Annotated in this window: 21 protein-coding genes and 1 pseudogene; 8 read left to right on the forward strand and 14 right to left on the reverse strand. The window is 32.3% G+C overall.

Going from position 1 to position 21446, the window contains the following annotated elements:
* Window position 1: 1 nt before the first annotated feature.
* The 3 genes from lptA to yccX form a co-directional block, all read right to left on the reverse strand.
* Window positions 2-556 carry a lipopolysaccharide transport periplasmic protein LptA gene (gene lptA, locus A9G35_RS04855; protein WP_081300114.1) on the reverse strand — a complete coding sequence of 185 codons (555 nt, stop codon included), beginning with the start codon at window positions 554-556 and terminating at the stop codon, window positions 2-4.
* Between the two features lie 3 nt (window positions 557-559).
* Window positions 560-1123 (reverse strand): LPS export ABC transporter periplasmic protein LptC, encoded by a 564-nt coding sequence (lptC, locus tag A9G35_RS04860; RefSeq protein WP_065635913.1) that lies wholly within the window; start codon window positions 1121-1123, stop codon window positions 560-562.
* Window positions 1124-1205: 82 nt separating this feature from the next.
* Window positions 1206-1484: an acylphosphatase gene (gene yccX / locus A9G35_RS04865; RefSeq protein ID WP_081300115.1), complete on the reverse strand. Its 279-nt coding sequence runs from the start codon at window positions 1482-1484 to the stop codon at window positions 1206-1208.
* A 146-nt stretch (window positions 1485-1630) separates the two neighbouring features.
* On the opposite strand from yccX, the gene A9G35_RS04870 reads away from it, so the two are divergent.
* Both A9G35_RS04870 and A9G35_RS04875 read left to right on the forward strand, forming a co-directional pair.
* The gene (locus A9G35_RS04870) at window positions 1631-2224 is read left to right on the forward strand and encodes a CHAP domain-containing protein (RefSeq protein ID WP_065635914.1); all 594 of its coding nucleotides are present in this window, start codon (window positions 1631-1633) and stop codon (window positions 2222-2224) included.
* 146 nt (window positions 2225-2370) lie between these two features.
* Window positions 2371-2982, forward strand: a complete 612-nt coding sequence (locus tag A9G35_RS04875; protein WP_065635915.1) for a CHAP domain-containing protein — start codon at window positions 2371-2373, stop codon at window positions 2980-2982.
* Window positions 2983-3066: 84 nt separating this feature from the next.
* On the opposite strand, the gene A9G35_RS04880 is transcribed toward A9G35_RS04875, so the two are convergent.
* Both A9G35_RS04880 and A9G35_RS14085 read right to left on the reverse strand, forming a co-directional pair.
* Window positions 3067-3750, reverse strand: a complete 684-nt coding sequence (locus A9G35_RS04880; protein WP_065635916.1) for a GntR family transcriptional regulator — start codon at window positions 3748-3750, stop codon at window positions 3067-3069.
* A gap of 93 nt (window positions 3751-3843) precedes the next feature.
* Window positions 3844-3957: pseudogene (locus A9G35_RS14085) on the reverse strand (IS3 family transposase); the annotation flags it as partial.
* Window positions 3958-4670: 713 nt separating this feature from the next.
* Between A9G35_RS14085 and A9G35_RS04885 the strand changes: the two are divergent.
* Complete coding sequence (locus tag A9G35_RS04885) at window positions 4671-5606, forward strand: hypothetical protein (protein WP_065635917.1); 936 nt, start codon at window positions 4671-4673, stop codon at window positions 5604-5606.
* Between the two features lie 363 nt (window positions 5607-5969).
* On the opposite strand, the gene A9G35_RS13660 is transcribed toward A9G35_RS04885, so the two are convergent.
* Window positions 5970-6299 (reverse strand): hypothetical protein, encoded by a 330-nt coding sequence (locus A9G35_RS13660; protein ID WP_065635918.1) that lies wholly within the window; start codon window positions 6297-6299, stop codon window positions 5970-5972.
* 14 nt (window positions 6300-6313) lie between these two features.
* On the reverse strand, window positions 6314-7594 hold the full coding sequence (locus A9G35_RS04895; RefSeq protein WP_065635919.1) for a DUF4225 domain-containing protein: 1281 nt from the start codon (window positions 7592-7594) through the stop codon (window positions 6314-6316).
* Between the two features lie 282 nt (window positions 7595-7876).
* Here A9G35_RS04895 and A9G35_RS13855 point away from each other — a divergent pair, with 282 nt between their 5' ends.
* The gene (locus A9G35_RS13855) at window positions 7877-8005 is read left to right on the forward strand and encodes an IS3 family transposase (protein WP_141673778.1); all 129 of its coding nucleotides are present in this window, start codon (window positions 7877-7879) and stop codon (window positions 8003-8005) included.
* A gap of 135 nt (window positions 8006-8140) precedes the next feature.
* Here A9G35_RS13855 and A9G35_RS04900 read toward each other — a convergent pair whose 3' ends face one another.
* The 4 genes from A9G35_RS04900 to manD all read right to left on the reverse strand — a co-directional run bounded on the left by A9G35_RS04900 (window position 8141) and on the right by manD (window position 13306).
* A complete protein-coding gene (locus A9G35_RS04900; RefSeq protein WP_065635920.1) occupies window positions 8141-9622 on the reverse strand; it encodes a mannitol dehydrogenase family protein in 1482 nt (493 codons plus the stop codon).
* A 23-nt stretch (window positions 9623-9645) separates the two neighbouring features.
* Entirely contained in the window at window positions 9646-10995 is a 1350-nt protein-coding gene (locus A9G35_RS04905) for an MFS transporter (protein ID WP_304362695.1), read from the reverse strand.
* Window positions 10996-11058: 63 nt separating this feature from the next.
* Complete coding sequence (locus A9G35_RS04910) at window positions 11059-12075, reverse strand: Zn-dependent oxidoreductase (protein WP_065635921.1); 1017 nt, start codon at window positions 12073-12075, stop codon at window positions 11059-11061.
* 16 nt (window positions 12076-12091) lie between these two features.
* Entirely contained in the window at window positions 12092-13306 is a 1215-nt protein-coding gene (gene manD / locus A9G35_RS04915; protein WP_065635922.1) for a D-mannonate dehydratase ManD, read from the reverse strand.
* A gap of 294 nt (window positions 13307-13600) precedes the next feature.
* On the opposite strand from manD, the gene A9G35_RS04920 reads away from it, so the two are divergent.
* Both A9G35_RS04920 and pabB read left to right on the forward strand, forming a co-directional pair.
* Window positions 13601-14176: an anthranilate synthase component II gene (locus A9G35_RS04920; RefSeq protein WP_065635942.1), complete on the forward strand. Its 576-nt coding sequence runs from the start codon at window positions 13601-13603 to the stop codon at window positions 14174-14176.
* Window positions 14163-15923 (forward strand): aminodeoxychorismate synthase component I, encoded by a 1761-nt coding sequence (pabB, locus tag A9G35_RS04925; RefSeq protein WP_065635923.1) that lies wholly within the window; start codon window positions 14163-14165, stop codon window positions 15921-15923. The genes A9G35_RS04920 and pabB overlap by 14 nt, the downstream gene beginning before the upstream one ends.
* 48 nt (window positions 15924-15971) lie before the next feature.
* Here pabB and A9G35_RS04930 read toward each other — a convergent pair whose 3' ends face one another.
* From A9G35_RS04930 to A9G35_RS04940, 3 genes are read right to left on the reverse strand one after another with little or no spacing between them, the layout of a single operon-like run.
* On the reverse strand, window positions 15972-16556 hold the full coding sequence (locus A9G35_RS04930; protein WP_065635924.1) for a PqiC family protein: 585 nt from the start codon (window positions 16554-16556) through the stop codon (window positions 15972-15974).
* A complete protein-coding gene (pqiB, locus tag A9G35_RS04935; RefSeq protein ID WP_065635925.1) occupies window positions 16556-18199 on the reverse strand; it encodes an intermembrane transport protein PqiB in 1644 nt (547 codons plus the stop codon). The genes A9G35_RS04930 and pqiB overlap by 1 nt, the downstream gene beginning before the upstream one ends.
* Window positions 18200-18206: 7 nt before the next feature.
* Window positions 18207-19463: a PqiA/YebS family transporter subunit gene (locus A9G35_RS04940; RefSeq protein ID WP_065635926.1), complete on the reverse strand. Its 1257-nt coding sequence runs from the start codon at window positions 19461-19463 to the stop codon at window positions 18207-18209.
* A gap of 274 nt (window positions 19464-19737) precedes the next feature.
* Here A9G35_RS04940 and recA point away from each other — a divergent pair, with 274 nt between their 5' ends.
* Together recA and A9G35_RS04950 are read left to right on the forward strand one after the other, a co-directional pair.
* On the forward strand, window positions 19738-20784 hold the full coding sequence (gene recA / locus A9G35_RS04945) for a recombinase RecA (RefSeq protein WP_065635927.1): 1047 nt from the start codon (window positions 19738-19740) through the stop codon (window positions 20782-20784).
* Window positions 20784-21284: a regulatory protein RecX gene (locus tag A9G35_RS04950; RefSeq protein ID WP_065635928.1), complete on the forward strand. Its 501-nt coding sequence runs from the start codon at window positions 20784-20786 to the stop codon at window positions 21282-21284. Before recA ends, A9G35_RS04950 begins: the two co-directional genes overlap by 1 nt.
* The last annotated feature ends 162 nt before the right edge of the window (window positions 21285-21446 follow it).

Below are 21446 nucleotides of genomic sequence, written 5' to 3' on the forward strand. Positions count from 1 at the left end.
TTTATTTATTCGTCCCTTTAACTTGATTTGGGATGATAGTGCTTTTTACTCGCCCATTTTTACCAGACTGTGCAAGTATTTGCTGTTTTTTAATATCATAAGTGATCTGATTACTAATGATATGATTATCTTGCTGAAATAACTCAGCATTACCTTGTAAAATAACATTATTTTGTTTTACATTGTAAATTACTTGAGCAGAATGACCTGTTACAATTTTATTTTTTTCTGGCAAAATTTGCTTATAATTTACAGGATTACCATAGGCTGTAATTTTTTGTTTTTCAGTATCTTGCATATCGGTAATAACAACTTTATCAGCATTTATGGTTAACCCATCTTGAACAATGATAACATTACCAATAAACGTAATTATATTTTTTTCAATATCAATGTGTTGATTATTCGCATCAATTGTAATGGGTTTATTATCAGCAAATATTTTATGTTCTTCTTTAGTGTCTGTAGGTTGCTTAGAAGGTTCATTTGCAAAACTACTCAAAGAGATAGGTAATAATAAAATTAATGAAAAAACAGTTTGTTTTAGCGAACTCATGTTTTATTTTGCCTCAGTATTATAATATGTTTTTACATTTTCAAGTATATTAGCTGTTTTTGTATGCAAATCACTGGCTAAGCCAATACCTGTTGAATAAAACCCTACCCCGTAAATGATGACAGGATCTTTTGATGTAACTAGCTGTGAAGTTAAATCTATCACTGCATTATCTGTTTTTACTTGCTTTAATTGAGCGTCTTTTGTCAAATTATCTAACTGAACATCCTGATAAAGGTAAAGATGTTTATCATTCGTTAATGTCGCTTTTTTAGCTTTAATATGCCATGTTGCTAAATGATCTTGATCATAAAACGTAAAATTAGGTAAATCAAATTCAGTATTGTCTGAATCATCAAAATGCCTAACATGACTAGACTCAATTTTATAGACTAATTCACCTGATAAGTCATAAATATCTGTTAACATATCATCACTTTGATAAATCGGCTTATCTAATGTATTTGGGATAGATTTGCTTGCAGAAGCATCCCCTTTTTGATAATTGTAATAAACACCGATAACAATAATAATAAGTAAAAGGCAGATCAGATTTTTTTTATTCATAACATATGTTATATCACATTAATAAGAAGTTATTATTTAGAATGTCCAACATTTTATATATTTTACTTTATTTTTTATTAAATTAATATCGAACATTAAAAGAAGTTAAATTGTTTTGTGGTGATAATTCACAAATATTTACATGAGAAATTCGCGATGAAGCAGGGCCACCGTTTTCAATCCATTGTATTAACTTCTCTATTTGTGAACTGTCACCTTGTGCAATAATTTCAACATTACCATTATCTAAGTTTTGAACATAGCCGACTAAACCAAGCTTTTGGGCTTGTTGATAAGTAAAAAATCGAAATCCAACACCTTGAACAAGACCACTAATATCTATTTTAACTTTTTTAATCATTTTATAATTCCTATTTTGTTTTAAATTGTAAGCTTAATTTTACATACATGAATAATAATATTTTTATTATTCGATTAAATTCTATTTTTTTAATAAAAATAAATGATTATAATTAATAATATACAATTAAAATAATGGAAATAAACATGTTATTGAAATATAAAAAAGGGATCCTTTGGCTTTGGTTATTATCAGTGTTAAGCTACTATACACTTAATTCATGTGCTTTTGCCAATATTGAAATTAATAAACAAGAAATAGGAAAAGTCATTGATGAATTTAATGGTGTGAAAGTCTATTATAACGGCAGTATTTATAATGTAAGTGGAAGAAATATTGCTAAAGACGGCTATAACTTAGGCCTTAAATATCAATGTGTTGAATTTATCAAACGTTATTATTATCAGCGCTTTAACCACAAAATGCCTAATAGCTATGGGCATGCAAAAGATTTCTTTGATCCATTAGTTGCTGATGGCAAAATTAATCGACAACGCAATTTATTACAATTCCACAATGGCTCACCAACAAAACCAAAAGTTGAAGATATCATTATTCTTAATTGGACAAGTTACGGACATGTTGCCATTGTAAGTAAAGTAACCGATAACGAAATTGAGATTGTGCAACAAAATTCGGGACCAAATGCAAACAGTAGAGCAACTTTTCCTTTAATCTTTAAAGATGGGAAATGGATAATAGAGAATTATGGCGTTTTAGGTTATTTACGTAAAATGTAATATAATTAATAAGTTATTAAATAATATTATCCCCAAATACATAGATTAATAAAAATAGCTTAATAGATCCTCAGGTTCAAGCAGCATGATTTTGTTTTTAATAGGAAAATATTTATAACAATATAATAGGAAAATAAATTCTAATAATGAAAAATATAATATTATTCAAATACAAAAAAACACTATTTTTTTTCTTCATCATTTTATCTGTATTTAGTGGTTATGCTTTTTATCAATATGTGTATCTTGATATGCAAGTTGATAAAGATAAAATAGGCACAGTTGTTGATCAATTCAATGGTGTTGATGTTTATTATAATGGCAGTACTGGTAATGTGAGTGGGCGTAATCTAACTCAAGACGGTTATAATTTAGGGCAAAAATATCAATGCGTTGAATTTATTAAGCGCTATTATTATCAGCGTTTTAATCATAAAATGCCAGATAGTTATGGTCATGCTAAAAATTACTTCGATAAATCAATTCCTGATGGTCAACTTAATCCTAAACGTAATTTATTACAATTTCATAATGGTTCACCAACTAAACCACAAGTTGAAGATATTATTGTTTTTGGTTGGTCAAGATATGGTCATGTTGCCATTATTAGCAAAGTTAGCGATAACGAAATTGAAATTATTCAACAAAATCCTGGCCCCAACAAAAGCAGTCGTGCAACTTATCCTCTCATATTTAAAGATGAAATTTGGAAAATAGATAACTTTCGTGTTTTGGGGTATTTACGTAAAAAGAAATAATTGCCTACATCTGAGTAAACTACAATAACAAGTGGCATAATTATAGAAAATATTCAAAATAATAATTCAGATCGTTAATGAAGATTAATCAACAAACCATTCATTCTTCTGTTTTGATACTATTTTTATGGTCTCCAAAATAGCCGATAAATGTTCATGTTGAGCTATTACTGCAAGATCTGGATCATGATTTTTTAAAGCTACTAAGATTTTTTCATGCTGTTTAACAAGATCTTCGGGAGGCGAAATTTCTTCTAATGAAAGGAATCTAACTCGATCCATCATAGCTTTAATATTTTCAACCGTTTCCCATGCCATTTGGCAGTCTATTACGTTCATTAAAATTTGGTGGAATTCATCATCTTTTTCTAGAAAAAATTGAATATTTTTATGTTTATTGGCCTCTTTTTGTTCATCAATATTTTTTTGTAGTAATAAAATATCTGAGTCATTAATTTTTAATGCGGTTTGCCTAATAATTGCACATTCAACAGCATCACGAATAAATTGCCCATCCATCACTTTTTTAATCGATATTTTTGTGACAAATGTTCCTCGTTGAGGAAGAATTTGCACTAGTCCCGCTTCGGCTAATTTAATGAACGCTTCTCTAACCGGTTGCCTTGAAACACTAAATTGACTAGAAATCTCTTTTTCTGACAGTAAAACACCAGGCAATACTTGACAAGTAATAATCGCTTTTCTTAATTTACGATAAATTTGTTGATTAACGGGTTCTGAAATATTCAAGTCGGCAGATTTAAACATATATCATTCTTATGCAAGGAACAAAATAAGGGAGAATAGTAGGATATTTTTAGGTATAAGAAAAGTTTTTTTGATTGGAATGGCAACACATTTTCAAACAAAAAAATTAAGGGGTAAGTGTTTTTTAAATTCAACAGAAGGCAAGTAGCCTAACGAAGAATGTAATCGTTTATGATTATACCAATAAGCATAAGCCGAAAAAGCGCGTTGTAACTCAGCCGCTTAGTTGAAACGTTGGCCTTTTACAAATTCCGTTTTAATAGTTTTAAATATCGCTTCCTCTACCCTTTGTCATTAGGTTAAATCCGCAACAACAATTTGTTTTTCATCACCTACATCAAATTGCCGTTGCAGGTGATTTTTGTCAATTTTTGATTGATACGCTGGTTATCACGCAGTTTATCTAAACAAACATTTATCTAACAAACAAAGACAGTAGGATTTTTGTTAAAAAGTTTCAGGAGTGTACTACGTTTATGTATAAAAGCAATAAAAATCAAATGGATATTAATGGGAAAATATTCTCTAGTTTGCTGTTTTGTTTCATTTTTAAGTAAAGGTAAACCTTTGGTATCAACGTGTAGTATTTCACCCGAATAGGTTTTGTTATAGCGTTTAGCTTGCCGTCTTAATTTATCTTCAATAGATTTTAATGGTAGGGCAACTGACCATAAAGCGTTTAGCCAAATTAGTGACCGTTATTTTTTCTTTATGATATAAGGGCCATATCGCTTGTCTGTGATAAGGCGTAGTTTTGTTTGTTTATGTATATTCATTACATTAGTTTCTCAAATTACTGTAAACAATGCGAGTAAATCCTACATATTACTTCAAATAATATTAAAAATAGTTGTTTTATCAAAAATCAAAGCTGTGATAAAATTTATTCTCCTTTTAAAGGCTTTAATTAAATTAATGTGATGAAAAAAATAAAATATTCTTTGTTGCTAGTTTGCAATATGACATTGGTTGGTTGTTTTGGTTCAGGTACGACTTTATCTAGCTCTGTTGATCGTATGATTGATAATCCAACACCAAATGAAATAAAAGTGATTATTGATGGAAATGAATTAACCATTCCAGCAAAATCAAGTGTGAACTATACATTTGAATACGGTAAGCATACACTGTCTTATGGTAATCAATCGTTAAATTTTATAGCTAAACCTTCAACAAGTAATAGTTCAGGGTTAATTAATCCTACTCAAAGTAACTATTATTTATTGACAACTTTCTATACAACTTCGAATGTGAGTGATGAAACTTACGATAAGTTGATAGCTAGACATTTAAATTCAGTTCCAGTAATTATTAACGGTGAACAACAAGAGGTTGAACTACCAGTTAAAGTTATCAATGATGTTTTTATTGAGCGTCAAAAAAATTTTTGGGATTATTCAGTAGATGAACCTTATCCAGATGAAGTTACTTTGCGAGGGAAAGGGCAATTTCAATCTCAAAAAAACAAATTATTCCGAGAAGATAGTTTGATTGAATATTTAAAAGCAGAAGGGCTTAATGAAAAAGTTGAATTTATAAATGAACATCCTAAATTTTCTGAACTTAAAAAATACACGATTCCAACTATTCAGCTTGATGCTATTGCTTGTAAAAAAGGTCGCGAATTTGTAGAAACGCAGTTAAATGACTGGAATAATTTTTTCACTTTGACAGGCAAAGATTTAGCTTCATTATACAAACAGTTAACATCGCATGAAACTTTCAAAACAAAACATGCCATCATGAAAGAATGTACAAAAGAAGGAGATTCAAATCAAAGTTATCAGTCAGCTACAAGAGAACTAGATAAAGCATTCGATGAAACTAAACAACTTAATTTTTTTATTACTCAATAAAACTATAATTTAAATAAAAGCAAATGTTTGTTAGTTTCAATATGTAGCATCTTACCCCAATAGGTTTTTATAGTATAGTTCTTATTTGTTAGCGAGTGAATACTGGAATTTTTTAGCACCTAATAAATGGTCGGATGATTGACAATAAAACGTTTAGCTAAATTGATAGTGGTTATTGTTTTTTTGATATAAACGCCATATCTCTTATCAGTGATAAGGTGTTAGTGTTAGTTTTATTTTTATGTATATTCATTACAGTCGTTTCTCAAATTACTGTAAACAACGCGAGGAATTTCTACAATTTGTTTGGAAGGTAATGCGGCAGTGGTTAATAATGGAAAGCTAACTTCACTAAATCCATTATTATTTCCATTTTTTCTTTTTCTTTATTAAATACTCTTTTGGGCTTTCTAACCAGGATATTGGAAAAATAGTATAAACAATTAGAAATATAAATGCTGATAATGCAAGAGGACCATAATCTGGATTAGAACGTAATATAATTTTACGTTCACTTACAATTATAATTTGGATACCCAGAGCAATATAATTGACAACCAACATGATGCGCCTTTGCCATTTCAACTTTTTATTATATTTATAATCAAATATTGTATATTGTCTAAAACGATAAGAAATCATAATAGGCAAAATAGAGAAAAAGTAATACGCAATGTAAATCAATATAATCATCTGTGTTATTCCTGTTATTCAATAGAACCTTCTTCAATATGGCCATCAAAATATTGCCGATATATAGTACCATCTAAGCGCGTGCACAATGAATAATTAGGTTGGTCATCAGCATCAGATTCTCGACCTGTAACACGTATTACTATTGCACAACTATCTACAATTTTCTCTATATTATCAATCTGTTCCGGGTTTGAAATATATAGATTTGTCTCACTACTTTCATTATCTTTAACTAATATATTTTCAGCCTCTTGATGAATTTTATATAAAGATAAAACATCACTTACTATTTCAGAAGCTAACAACCATTTATTCATCTGTCTATATGCTTGTATCAAATCCTTTCTACCATAATAAAATAATTTGAATTTAGCTGGATTAGCACGATTGTATTGGTTAATTGCAAAACTTTCATCAATTTTAGGAACTAATTTAAGTTTACCATGTGCGGATATACCAATATCAACTAAATCATAAGCCAAAGAACCTGCCTCTTTAGACATTCCCAATCTTTCAGCCGCATTTTGATACACTGATTTTAAAAAGCCATCTTCATCGGTTATCCCTTCTTGAATACTATTAACTCCATGCGCTACTACATATGAGCCAAGTATACACCCCCCACCAGTTGAGCACATTGCAACCCCCATCCTCATCAAGCCAAAACCACCTAAAACACTTAGTCCCCTACTGCCCCAGTGAATGCTTTGATCCCATAAACTCTTTTCTTCAGATTTTATCGCTTCTGAGCCTTGTTCATAACTCATCGCTCCGCTTTCCACTTGATTTACAATGCGCGTGGCGAAACCATCAACATTGTTAATGAAATCTTGTTTTATATCATCATGGTAAAGGTGTTTTTCACAAACTTCATGCGCACAATCAAGTAAATTTTGAGCGTCAAGACGAATCTTTGTTTTATCTTCATTTGGTGCTACTAATGAATTAATTTGTGTGTGAATATCATTTTGCGCGATTGTTGAAAATGTATTATTAATAGGATTTGACTTATTTGTATAATATGAGGTTGCCACATCAACAAATATCAGACTTTTGGTTGCAATAATTCGATTAACACCTATAGGCCGACAACCACAAGCAATAATACACCCATCATAAGCAGCTGGTTTGCCATCAATGATTAGTTTATCAGTCGCCTCAATAATTTTTCCAGAACTTTTACACTTAGGACATGAAGCATAATCCCCTAAACAGGCTATAGCATCGAGATGGTTAAAAGCTAGAACTGACGACGAAATAACTTTACCACAGGTTGTAGTATCATCACCCATTACAGCAATTTTTTACTCATTACAATCTTTCCATTTAACAAACTTTAAACAATTAATACTATATCAAATAAATTAAAAAACCAACGGAAAAACTGTAGCCATGCGATTTTTATAGCAGTAAATTTATTTTAACTTACCGAAAAATAACACAATAACTTATTTACAATACCTAATCAGCTTTGGACCGTTGGATAACGCAAGCAAGCCAAAGTGGCTCATTTAATCATTTAAAACAAAAGATAATCGCAGTCCGCAAGAACAAGAGTTAACCACTTCAACTAAGTGGCTGAGTTACAACGCGCTTTTTCGGCTTATGCCTATTGGTACAATCATAAACAATTACATTCTTCGTTAGGCTACTTGCCTTCCGTTGAATTTAAAAAACACTTACCCCTTAATTTTTTTGTTTGAAATGTGTTGCTATTTCAATGACATAAATATAAAAAGGTTATTTGTTCTAAATTGGAGTATAAGTAAAAAGTGTAACGCCCTTGCAGGCAATTACACTTTACTGTTATTAATTATGTTAGTTTTGTTAATAATGCTTTAAAAACTTTCTGCTAATTGTTCAACTGACTGTTTAGCACCAATATCTCGCAAAGATAAATAAGCTTTAGTCACCTGCTCAACAAAATATTGATTGTTAGGTAGATCATCACCAAATACATGTGATAATAACAATAACGATTTTACTCGTTCTTGATTATCTTGGCTATTTGCTACTAGTTCTTTTAACTTATCAACCATTGGATCACTTATTTCAATTGCCTTACCGGCATCATCAGTGCCACTTACATAGCGCATCCAAGCAGCAATACCTAAAGCTAAGCAATCAAATGGTGTGTTATTTGCTAAATGAAAACGGACTGAATCAAGCATACGTTGAGGTAATTTTAAGGTGCCATCCATGGCTATTTGCCAAGTACGATGTTTTAAACCTGTATTACGATAACGATCAAGCAACGAATCGGCATAAGCCTGTAAATCAACGCCTTTTACTCGTAATGTGCTTGCTTGTTCATTTATCATTAAATGCCTTGCAGCTTTAACATAAAAAGGATCTTGCATACATTCATCTATATATAAATATCCTGCTAAATAACCTAAATAAGCTAGAAATGAGTGGCTACCATTTAACATACGTAGCTTCATCTCTTCATAAGGTAAGACATCATTAACTAGTTCAACGCCAACTTTTTGCCAATCAGGCCGGCCATTAACAAAATTGTCTTCAATAACCCATTGCTTAAAAGGTTCGCCGGCAACACCGGCAGGGTCTTCGATACCGCCAAGTTGCTTTTGAATTTTTTCCATCGTTTCAGGCGTTACAGCGGGTACAATTCGGTCAACCATTGTTGAAGGAAACGTTACATTTTGTTCTATCCAATTAGCCAAATTTGGATCGCGCAGTTTGGCTAACGCCAAAACGACATTCCGCGTTACATGGCCGTTTTCTGGCATATTATCGCAAGACATAACTGTAAACGGTTTTAACCCCTTTTCTTTACGTAAGTATAATGCTTCAACAATCACACCAGGGACAGTTTTTGGCTTAGTGGGATTTTCAATATCGTGTTTAATTAGTGTATTATTGGTATCAATTGATGCCGTTGCCGGTAAATAGCAATAACCTTTTTCGGTAACAGTGATTGACACAATAGCAATTTCAGGGCGCGTGATAACTTCGAGTATTTTGGCAATACCATCTATATCCGCATGTAATGCCTCTTTGGCGACCCCAACAACTCGAGTTGACCAATTGTCATAAGCCATTTCACAAATACTAAATAGATAATCTTGCTGTTTTAAATCTTCAATTTGCTTTTCACCACCAATTAAATTGACCTCGCAATACCCCCAATCGCTATTGTGTTCTGCTGCTAAAATATCGGTAAAAACCGCTTGATGAGCTCGATGAAATGCACCAAAACCAAGATGGACAATTTTAGTTTTAAGCTTATTTCTATCATAGTTTGGTACAACTACTTCTTTAGGTAGTTGTGGTAATGTTTTAATTGATAGTTTCATTATTTTTCCTTCAAAACTTTAAATTATAATGCGGCATCATTTAAATCAGATAAATCACGGTCTTTAACTTCCGGCATAAAAATCGCTGATATCAAACCAATACAAGAATAAACAATGATCATAACAACAATTGGCCACCAATCGTTGACAATATTACAGAAAATTCCGGCTAATAAAGGACCGAATCCGACTGCAATAAGACCTCCGGCTTCTTTAGATATCGCCATTTGAGTAAAGCGATTACGAGCACCAAACATTTCAGCCATTGTAATATTTTCTAATGCAAATAGCCCTAGTACGGCAATATTATGAATAATAATCAAACATAACATTATAGTGCTAACTGAATGACTTTTATCAACAACAATAGATAGCATTGGATAAGCAAGAATAATTGAAGAAACAGTCAAAATAATATATAGAATTCGTCGCCCAATTTTATCCGATAACCATCCTAAAAAAGGAATAGTGACAAATCCTACAATCGAACTAATCATTAAAGCATCTGTCGGTATACCTTTTTCGAATAATAAGGCCTGCACTAAGTAACCTGCTAAAAAAGTTTGAATTAATCCTGAATTTCCTGCCTGTCCAAAACGTAAGCCAGTTGCTAGCCAAAATGATTTACTTTTTATCATTTCAACTAATGAAATGTGTTTGATTGGTTGTTTATTACTAATTGGTTGGGTATTTACATCATTAACACCGTCAAATACAGGGCTTTCTTTTAAGTTCATTCTAAGCCATATAGCAAAGATCATAACGATGGCACTTATAAGAAAAGGGACTCTCCATCCCCATGCAATTAGCTGTTGTTTATCTAACAAAAAAAACATAACTGCCCAAATCGCGGTAGCACTCAATGTACCGCAATTAGTGCCCATTGCAACTAATGAAGAAATGATTCCTCTTTTTCCTGTTGGAGCATATTCTGCAAGCATAGTGCCTGCCCCTGAAATTTCAGCACCCGCGCCCAATCCTTGAACTATACGTAAAACAACCAACATTAAAGGAGCTAAAATACCTACTTGAGCATAAGTTGGTAATACACCAATTAGTGTTGTACAAATACCCATCATAGTAATTGTAATAAATAATACTTTCTTTCTACCTATTGCATCGCCCATTCGTCCAAAGATAAAAGCACCAACAATTCGGGCAATGTATCCTGCCCCATAGGTTCCCATAGCTAAGATTAGTGCCATAATTGCCGATTGTTCAGGGAAAAATATTTCACGAAATACTAGTGCAGCGCCTAAAGAATATAACTGAAAGTCCATAAATTCTAATGCTGTTCCAAGCCATCCTGAAATAGCGGCTTTAACTAAATCTGAAGCATTTCTTTCACATTTAATCTTTCCTATGTTATTCATATTTTACTCGCCTTATAATTTTCTATATAAAAAGATCATCAATAAAAATGTGTTTAAAAATTCCTAACTAATAGTTAGTAACACCTTACAACACTGTTTTTGATCTTTTTCAAAAGTTTCTATCGCTTGAATGACTTGCATATAATCGAATTGATGTGTAATTAACTTTTGTGGGTCAATTAATTTTTTCTTAAGCCAATCAATTACAACTGGAAATTTATTAGCATTTAATCGAGATGAAAAAATAGATAATTCTTTACTTGTAATACATTGCTGAGTTATCTGACAGGCATCACCTGAGAATCCCATAATCAAGATTCTTGCTGCTGGTGATGCAATACTAATTGCTTCTTGCAAAATGGAGGGATGACAGGCTGCATCTATAATAACTGTCGGTTTAATACTAAGCTTATCCAGCTCATCTTTTAAAAATAAAGAAGTGTTGTTTATTACTCTGTCAGCACCACTAATTTTTGCCATATCTAAACGTTCTTCAATCCTGTCAACAACAATGACCTCTTTAACGTTATAGACGCCTTTTAACGCTTGTACTGACGTTAGCCCCATTGGCCCCGCACCATAAATTAATGCAATATCATTTTCAATTGGTTTTAAATGATTGGTTGCATTTGCTGCAATAGTAAATGGTTCAATCATCACAGCAAACTCATCACTAATTTCATCTGGAATAACATAAGCATTTTTACTTGGAACTACCGCGTACTGACTAAATCCACCATCTCGATGAACACCCAATACAGTAAGAGATGTACAAACATTAGGACGACCTACTAAACAAGAATAGCAGTGCCCACAACTAATAACTGGATCGACAGATACTCTTTCTCCAATTCTAGATCTATCAACCCCTTCACCAACTTCATCAATCACACCAAAAAATTCATGTCCAATAACTCTTGGATATTTAGCAAAAGGATTATGACCGCGATAAATATGACTATCTGAACCACAAATACCTGCTAATTTTACTTTTACTCTAACTTCTCCTGATTTAGGTTGAGGAACTTTACGTTCCTCAATTACTAATTCGTTAGGTTGCTTTATTACAATACTTTTCATATAACCTCCTATAAATTTACCAATTCCACAATGTGCCATCTTCTAAACGAGCAACAGGTAAATAAGCTGGGTTGTAGGGATATTTTTCAGCAAGTTTTTCGTCAAAATCGATACCTAATCCTGGTTTGTCGCTTGGGTGCATATAACCATCATTAAAAGTCCAATTTGGTGAAAAAACTTCTAGCATTTGCTGTGAATACCCCATAAATTCTTGCACGCCAAAATTAGGTACCCACATATCAAAATGTAGTGCTGCAGCATGGCAGATTGGGGATAAATCAGAGGGTCCGTGCGATCCTGTTCTCACTTGATAAAGCGCAGCGAAATCAGCAATACGACGCATATGGGTAATACCGCCTGCATGAGTAATGGTGGTTCGTATATAATCAATTAATTGCTCTTGGATCAGTTGTTTGCAATCCCAAATGCTATTGAATACTTCACCAACTGCAATTGGTGTGACAGTATGTTGACGAATTAAACGGAAACATTCTTGATTTTCAGCAGGTGTTGGATCTTCCATCCAAAACAGCCTGTAATCTTCTATACTTTTGCCAAAACGCGCTGCTTCGATAGGCGTTAGGCGATGATGCATGTCATGCAGTAAATGTTCATTAAAACCAAATTTATTTCTCACTGCTTCAAACAATTTAGGCATAAAATCAAGATATTTATCGGTTGCCCAAAATTGTTCTTCAGGATAATTCCCTCGTGTTGCAGGTTCATAAGCTAAGTTTTTCCCTTTGCTTTGACCATAAGTCGTTTTCATACCGGGTATACCACATTGCACACGAATAGCTTTAAAGCCCATTTCTTTATGTTTAGCGTAATCATCAAGCACTTCATCAATACTTGAACCAGTCGTATGACAATACACCATGACCCCTGTTCGTGATGCACCACCTAGTAGTTGGTAAAGTGGCATATTAGCCAATTTTCCTTTGATATCCCAAAGCGCCATATCTATGGCTGAAATGGCTGACATGGTAACTGGGCCACGGCGCCAATATGCGCCTTTATAGAAATATTGAAAGATATCTTCAATTTGATGGGGATCTCGCCCTATAAGTTGTGGGCAAAGATGATCTTTAAGATAGGATGCTACAGCTAATTCACGGCCATTGAGTGTTGCATCTCCAACACCATAAACGCCTTCATCGGTAGTGATTTTTAATGTAACAAAATTCCGACCTGGACTACATACAAATACTTCTGCTTTTATAATTTCCATTTAAAACCTCTTTTATAAATTTAAGCATGATAAAAATAGCGGGATAAATACTACCATACAAGTAGAGTTGTATTCTTTTGTGAGATTTATCACAGAAAAAGAGGGTTTTTGTTAAAAAATTTCAGGTAATACTGTGTTTCAGTATAAAAAAGGAAATAAAAAGATAGCAAACTGGCAATCATAACTGATTTTAACTGCATTAACGGTATAATAACTCTGGGTATGACTGGCATTTGGCTGTTATAGGTGCCAGTATTTTTAAAACAATACGCTATGTAATTAATGGGCTCTATTTTGATATTATTAATAGATAATTATGATTCTTTTACCTTCAATATTCACGATTATTTGTGTCAAGTTGGCGCAGAAGTTAAAGTGATTAAAAATGACGAAATGACAATTGAAAAAATAAAAGAGCTTAGTTTTTCTAAGATTATCATTTCGCCTGGTCCGGGTTCGCCTACCAATGCTGGAATATCACTTGCAACTATTGCCGAATTTAGTCATATTTGCCCAATATTGGGAGTTTGTTTAGGGCATCAAGCGATTGCTCAATATTATGGTTATAAGATCATCAAAGCACCAACACCTATGCATGGAAAAGTCGATGAAATAACGCATGATAGTCAAGGTGTGTTTAAAGGGATCAAAAGCCCACTTTCGGTGGTTCGTTATCATTCATTAATTGCTTGTAATAATCCTTTACCTAAAGACTCTCAATTAATCGTAACAGCAAGAAACAATCAAGGATTGATTATGGGATTACGTCACAAAAAGTTACCCATCGAGTCAGTCCAATTTCACCCTGAAGCAATTAAAACCGAATTTGGTTTACAAATGATTGATAATTTTGTCCATGAGCAATACTAAAATGAAAATTCATATCGACTTTGAAGGTCAACATAAATATTTTTGCAACCCTATCGCCATTTTAAAGTCTGATGATTATTCAACAATCAAACAACAATTTGATTCAATCGAAAAATTCACACAACAAGGCTATTATGCGGTTGGATATCTCGCTTATGAAAGCGCAATGGGGTTCAATAGTGAAAATAAAACAAAACAGAATTATGATTTGCCGCTATTGATATTTGGTATTTTTGATAAATTTTCTATCATTGAGCAAAAATATGTAGAAATAAGTGATTACACTCCACCAACTTTTGATTTGATAAGCAATACATCAAGAGAGGAATATAATCAAAAAATTAACTTTATTCGATCTCAAATTGAATCAGGCAATACTTATCAAACCAACTATACAATTCAATTTACTACTCCATTTAATGAAAGTGCTATTAATTATTACCACTTTCTACAAAAGAACAATCAAGCCGACTATTGCGCTTATATTGAGTTTGACGATTATTGTATTTTATCAATTTCGCCAGAATTATTTTTTAAGTTAGAAAATAAAATTATTACAACAAAACCAATGAAAGGAACAACTGCGCGCGGTTTAAATAATCATCAAGATAAACAACAATTAGAATTATTATTCTCTGAAAAAAACCAAGCTGAAAATATGATGATTGTTGATTTATTACGTAATGATTTAAGTCGGGTTGCAAAGGCTGGATCAGTTACAGTTCCAAAATTATTTTCAGCCGAAAAATATCCAACCGTTTGGCAATTGACTTCTATGATTCAAGGTGAATTGAAAGAACATGTTAATTTATATCATATTTTTCAAGCACTATTTCCTTGTGGATCAATAACTGGAGCGCCTAAAACCAGTACAATGCAAATTATTGCAGATATTGAAAACTCATCACGTGGAGTTTACTGCGGGACAATTGGATATATTGAACCATATATGAACAAAGCTATATTCAATATCCCAATTCGGACTTTAACCATACACAATCAACAAATGCATTATGGTGTTGGCGGTGGGATCACTTGGGATTCAACATCACAAGATGAATATAATGAGATTTTAGCTAAAACAGCAATTTTAACTCGTACTACTTCTTTTCCCAAATATATCATTGAATCATTATTGCTTGAAAAAGGACAATTTTTCTTATTGGAAGAGCATTTAAGCAGACTTTCTCAATCTGCTGATTATTTTGATTTTAACTATGATATTAATGCAATTAAGTTGCAACTGATTAAGTTAGCAAATACAACTAATAAAAATATTGAAAATATCTATAAAGTCAGAGTGTTACTGCAAAAAAATGGACTATATACTATTAGCGAGAATATCATTAACTCGCCAATGGAGATCAATGAAATCGCATTTGCAAAGCAGTGTGTTCATAACCAAAATGTCTATTTGTATCATAAAACGTCTAATCGGGAGCATTTTCCCAATTTAATTACAGGAAAAGAATATATTAATTTTAATCAACACAATGAAATCACTGAATTTGTTAATGGAAATCTTGCAATATTGATTAACAATCAATGGATTACACCTAAAAAAGAGTGTGGATTACTTGCAGGCACCATGCGGCAATTTTATTTAGATCACAATCAATTATTAGAAAAAACGATTTTAAAAGACGACCTTGTCAAAGCTGATAAAATTGTATTTATCAATAGTGTCCGCAAATGGGTAGTAATTGATGATGAAGTTTTTAATCAATTTAAGTTACGATTAAAATAATTGACTAAAAATACTCCGCCAAAATCCTGACGGAGTATGATTATAACATTAATGTTTTATTGAACTAGCAAAGTCTAGCTCTTCATCTTGCCAACCTTTTGATAATGCTTTAACTAAAGCACTGTATCCATTAGATTCTAAAGGAACATGGCGCTCAAACGGTTTTGTTTCAATATTATTTTTATTGTCCGTAATTACCCATCGCCCTTTGATGATCGCATCGCCAGTATAACTGCCATGAAAGCCATCAATAAATAATTTTATTGTTAGTGCCGGTGTTGTAATTGATTGACTAGATACTAAATAATTAGGCAATAAAATGGTTAAATCTTGCGATAACCTCTCTTGAAGTTGCTGAGATAGCGTTGAGGCCCATAAATTTTGAGTTGCCGTTTCATATGTAATATTGTCTGTTTGTAATACTATACCTAATTTATTTAAAAAACTTGCTATATCAACCGATTCTATCCAAATAAAATGATTGGTTATATTTACTTTTTGCGATACAGGATTGGGTAAATCACCAGTTAGCTGAAAATAGCTTTTATTTGGAGTGCTAGTTGAGCAACCTACTAAGATAGCAAGTAATGGTATAAATATGGCGATAAGCAATTTTCTATATATTTTGTTCATTATTTTTTACCTTTACCTTTTGCTTTAGGTTCTTGATCTTTCTTCGCTGGAGCAGAAAAAATCAGTGCATTGCTCTTATCATTGAGAGTATTAAGTAATGGCGTTAATTCATCCATCATCTGTTGCACTTTTTGTAAACTCTCTTTCATTTGGTTATTTAATTCAGAACCTGGTTGTAATTCTTTCATTGTTTCATTTAATGATCGTAATGTTTTTTGTAAATCCTTTGGTATATTTTGCATCTCTTTACTTGCCATAATACGATTTAACGATTTCATTAATCGTTCACTTGAAGCTAATGATTGATTGAACTGCGATAGAGTATTGTTAAGTGGCAAATTATTAAAATTATCAAGTAACTGCATAATTTTTGCCTGAATTTGCGCAATCCCTGTCGAAGTCGCCTCAATGGTGTTGTAACCAAACTGCTTTGCCATTTTAGGGTCATATTCATTTTTTAAATCAGGATAAAAATCAAGATCTATATACATCGCACCAGTGAACATGTTTGAGGTCTTTAACGAAGCTCTTAAGCCATTTTCTTGCTCTTTTATAATTAATTCAGCAATATCGACTTTTTCATCAACTAATTCAGATAAACGTTCTGGCTCAATCCTAATTAATATTGGTACTTTTTTATTTAAAATTGAGGATTTTTCTAACATCTCTGCAGTATAAAATGGCACTTTAGATACTGTTCCTAACCTAATGCCATGATATTCAACAGGTACGCCTTCTGATAATCCCGATATGGAGTCAGAAAGCATAACAAGGAATTCTTTATATTCAGTATATTGAGAATCTTTAATGGATTTTTTATCTGCATATAATTTATAAACTGCATTTTGTTCTGCAGGTGCTCCTAATTTAGACCCTTCAGGCAAATCAAAACTAATCCCACCTGACATTAAGACATCTAAGGAAGGAACATCTAAATTGGCTCCTTGAGGAGAAAGTGTTAAATTAACTCCACCTTCTTTCCAAAAGCGTACATTTTGAGTTACCAGTACATCATAAGGTTTAGTAATAAAAACTTGATATCTCATTTTACGTGCTTGAACATCAAATTCTGAAGTTTCAACATTACCAACACGATAGCCATGAAACATAACAGAAGCCCCTCTTGGGATCACACCATTTTGTTCACTTTCTAAATTTAAACGGATCCCTTTAATACTAGGATCTGACAAGGGTGGTGTATCAGAAAGCATAAAAGGTTTGTTTTGGAAACTGTGCGTATCGTTTCCTGCAACTAATTCTATATAAACGCCGGATAAAATAGTACCTAATCCCGTTACCCCATCACGACCAATTTCTGGCTTGACGACCCAAAAAATTGAATCATTTTTCAGTAGTGGATCCATATCATTGTAAATACGACCTTTGATTACCACTTGCTTATAATCGTCAGACAAAGTCACTTCATCGACGATACCCACATCAACACTACGGTTTTTAATGGTGGTTTTTCCTGCAACGATGCCACTTGCATCTTTTGCAAGCAAAGTAAAAGAGGTGCCCCTATCGGCAAAATGAGAGTAGATTATCCAAAGACCAACAATTGCAGTCACAATGGGAATAATCCATATTGCGGAAATAGCTCTAATTTTAGTTATTTTTGCTAATTTACTTAATGTTGCCATATTGTTTCTATTGACCTATTTTTTTATTTCGCGGACGATCCCAAATTAAGCGAGGATCAAATTTTTGTGATGCAATCATTGTGATAATAACGACACTTGCAAAAAATATAACACCAATATCAGGGTAAACCCCCATCATTTGTTGATTTCTAACTAAAGAACAAATAACTGAAACCACAAATATATCTATCATTGACCATTTACCTATAAATTCAACAGCGGTATATAATTTTTTCATTTTTAAGCAATTACGTTTATTTTTTTGTTTTACTGCGAGTGCAAAATAGCAAAGCCAACTCAGCGAAATGATTTTTAAAATTGGAATTACAACACTTGCAATAAAAATAACAAGCGCAACAGGTACATCACCTGATTGCCACATATAAATGACGCCATCGATAATGGTTGAAGTTGATGGCGATCCAAAAACAACGGTTATCATAATACCAAATAAATTAGCGGGAATATAAAGAATTAATGAAGTTACCAATAACGCTATAGTCCATTGTATTTTATAGCGATCTCTAATTTTACTTTTTTGTTTACATCGAGGACACTTTTTATAATTTACCGGTAATATAGCCTGACAACAATGGCATAATTTTATATTTTGACTTATTCCGGTTTTACCGGCTTTTAACCTATCAGTAGAAAAATTATTACGGTGAATTTCATTCCAAATTATTTCTGGTGAAAAAATAACTAACGACTTAATATAAAAAAAGACAAATAAACAGAAGGCAAAAAATGCGCTAGTAACCCCAATATTGCCATAACTCATTAATTTAACAAAACTGACTAAGATTCCAACAAGAAATATTTCAGGCATACACCAATGTTGAAACTTTTTATAAACAATAAGCAAATCTCGTTTTCGATACTTTGTTAATCTTAATTTGGAACAAAGTAAAATAGTAATTAACAAATTTAATATGGGAAAAAGCAAAACAAATAAGATAAAAAGTGCAGAAATATAACCATACTTATCAAAAAAAAGAGTTTTAGGGATATCTATTATACTAACACCAATAAAATTACCTATAAGACGAATATCAATAAAGACAAAGCCACAAGCTACAATAATCATAATTAATGAACAAGCTGCATACATAGCAGATCTAAACTTCATATCATGATTATTTTTAGCTAATATGGTATTACAACGAGGACAAACAGCTTTGTGTCCTATCATTATATCAGATAATTCTACGACCAAATCACAGTGTGAGCATAAAACATAATGTTGCTTATCAATGATCATCATTTCCCTTTATTCGATATATTTATATCAACAAAAATATTTAAACTAGCATAACATTGAAATGCAAAATTAATAAGATAATCAAATAAATTTAATCTTGAATACCAATATTTTATCACCATCTGTTAGAAATAGTTTTTATAGAAAATAATTAGCAACACCAAAATACTATAAAATTTAAATAATAACCAAATAATTATCGAATATAAAAAAAACTTGATACTGTATAACAATACAGTATAATATACTACATCCTAACTCATTGGAATTTTATAATATGAACGAAAACAAACAACGCGCACTTTCAGCAGCATTAAGTCAAATCGAAAAACAATTTGGTAAAGGTTCAATTATGCGTTTAGGGGATACCCAAACGTTAGATGTAGATGCTGTATCTACTGGTTCATTAGGACTAGATATCGCATTGGGTATTGGCGGTTTACCAATGGGTCGAATTGTTGAAATATTTGGACCAGAATCATCAGGTAAAACAACACTTACCTTATCTGTCATAGCACAAGCTCAAAAAGAAGGTAAGACTTGTGCATTTATTGATGCTGAACATGCACTTGATCCAATTTATGCGGCTAAATTGGGTGTACAAGTTAATGACTTATTGATATCCCAACCTGATACGGGAGAACAAGCACTTGAAATTTGTGATGCACTAGTTCGCTCTGGCGCTGTTGATGTTATTATTGTCGACTCAGTCGCAGCATTAACTCCAAAAGCTGAAATTGAAGGTGAAATGGGCGATTCTCATATGGGATTACAAGCTCGCTTAATGTCACAAGCATTACGTAAACTAACTGCGAATATCAAAAATGCAAATTGTTTAGTTGTATTTATTAACCAAATTCGTATGAAAATTGGTGTTATGTTTGGTAGCCCAGAAACAACAACTGGTGGTAATGCACTAAAATTCTATGCTTCTGTTCGCCTTGATATTCGCCGTATTGGTTCAGTAAAAGAAGGTGAAAATATTATCGGTAGTGACACTCGAGTAAAAGTGGTTAAAAACAAAGTTGCAGCTCCATTTAGACAGACAGAATTCCAAATTCTTTATGGTTGTGGAATTTCAAAAGAAGGTGAACTAATTGATTTAGGTGTTAAAAACAAATTAGTAGATAAAGCAGGGGCATGGTATAGCTACAATGGCGAGAAAGTTGGTCAAGGCAAAGCTAACTCAATTAAATTTTTACAAGAACACCCTGAAATTGCCAAAGAACTTGAAACTAAACTACGCGATTTACTACTAAATAGCCCTGCCGTTTTTGCAGCTGATGAAGAAAATATTTCATCAGAAGATGAAAGTTTTGAATAATGGATAAAAAACTCAATAAATCTATTTTAAATAAAGCTGTGCAATTACTTGCACAGCGCGATCACTCTTCGTATGAACTAAGCCAAAAAATGATATTCTTTTTTGCAAAAAAGCAACAAAGTACAGAAGATGAATATCATGACCAATTAACTAACCTAAAAGCTGAAATACAAGATGTGATTGAACACTGTATTAATCAAAATTGGATAAATGACGCCCACTATATTGAAAAATATATTGTTATGCGTGCCAATAAAGGTTACGGAAAATATAAAATAGCAATGGAACTTAAACAACGAGGTTTACCAACTGATTTAAGTCAACAACTATTACAAATGTCGGATATCAACTGGGGAAAACATGCCCACGAACAATTACTTAAAAAACTAAGACAAATTAAACAAAAAAATAATAACAAAAGACAAAAAGGTATTCAGTTTTTGATTGCAAGAGGTTATACACACGATGATATTAAAACCGCACACAACTTATTGACTTAAACACTTATAATATCTAAAATAGTATACGTGAAATTAAAAAAATGATTACAAATAAACTCACTAGCTCTTTTTTATTTTTCCTTTTTACTTGTAATATTAACTAGATCCGCTTCAATAGTAACAATATTTACTTTTCAACTTTGGTTGTAACAAGTATATTAC

Origin of the sequence: Gilliamella sp. Choc5-1 (genome assembly GCF_001690595.1) — a bacterium.
Lineage (GTDB): Bacteria > Pseudomonadota > Gammaproteobacteria > Enterobacterales > Orbaceae > Gilliamella > Gilliamella apicola_M.

Coding starts and splice junctions, on each gene's coding strand:
- A9G35_RS04905 (WP_304362695.1), bottom strand. CDS start 10,995: ATGAATAACATAGGAAAGATTAAATGTGAAAGAAATGCTTCAGATTTA.
- A9G35_RS04875 (WP_065635915.1), top strand. CDS start 2,371: ATGAAAAATATAATATTATTCAAATACAAAAAAACACTATTTTTTTTC.
- A9G35_RS04880 (WP_065635916.1), bottom strand. CDS start 3,750: ATGTTTAAATCTGCCGACTTGAATATTTCAGAACCCGTTAATCAACAA.
- A9G35_RS04900 (WP_065635920.1), bottom strand. CDS start 9,622: ATGAAACTATCAATTAAAACATTACCACAACTACCTAAAGAAGTAGTT.
- pabB (WP_065635923.1), top strand. CDS start 14,163: ATGAGCAATACTAAAATGAAAATTCATATCGACTTTGAAGGTCAACAT.
- A9G35_RS04930 (WP_065635924.1), bottom strand. CDS start 16,556: ATGAACAAAATATATAGAAAATTGCTTATCGCCATATTTATACCATTA.
- A9G35_RS04950 (WP_065635928.1), top strand. CDS start 20,784: ATGGATAAAAAACTCAATAAATCTATTTTAAATAAAGCTGTGCAATTA.
- A9G35_RS04895 (WP_065635919.1), bottom strand. CDS start 7,594: ATGGGTGATGATACTACAACCTGTGGTAAAGTTATTTCGTCGTCAGTT.
- A9G35_RS04870 (WP_065635914.1), top strand. CDS start 1,631: ATGTTATTGAAATATAAAAAAGGGATCCTTTGGCTTTGGTTATTATCA.
- A9G35_RS04910 (WP_065635921.1), bottom strand. CDS start 12,075: ATGAAAAGTATTGTAATAAAGCAACCTAACGAATTAGTAATTGAGGAA.
- lptA (WP_081300114.1), bottom strand. CDS start 556: ATGAGTTCGCTAAAACAAACTGTTTTTTCATTAATTTTATTATTACCT.
- yccX (WP_081300115.1), bottom strand. CDS start 1,484: ATGATTAAAAAAGTTAAAATAGATATTAGTGGTCTTGTTCAAGGTGTT.
- A9G35_RS13660 (WP_065635918.1), bottom strand. CDS start 6,299: ATGATTATATTGATTTACATTGCGTATTACTTTTTCTCTATTTTGCCT.
- A9G35_RS04940 (WP_065635926.1), bottom strand. CDS start 19,463: ATGATGATCATTGATAAGCAACATTATGTTTTATGCTCACACTGTGAT.
- lptC (WP_065635913.1), bottom strand. CDS start 1,123: ATGAATAAAAAAAATCTGATCTGCCTTTTACTTATTATTATTGTTATC.
- A9G35_RS04885 (WP_065635917.1), top strand. CDS start 4,671: ATGAAAAAAATAAAATATTCTTTGTTGCTAGTTTGCAATATGACATTG.
- manD (WP_065635922.1), bottom strand. CDS start 13,306: ATGGAAATTATAAAAGCAGAAGTATTTGTATGTAGTCCAGGTCGGAAT.
- pqiB (WP_065635925.1), bottom strand. CDS start 18,199: ATGGCAACATTAAGTAAATTAGCAAAAATAACTAAAATTAGAGCTATT.
- recA (WP_065635927.1), top strand. CDS start 19,738: ATGAACGAAAACAAACAACGCGCACTTTCAGCAGCATTAAGTCAAATC.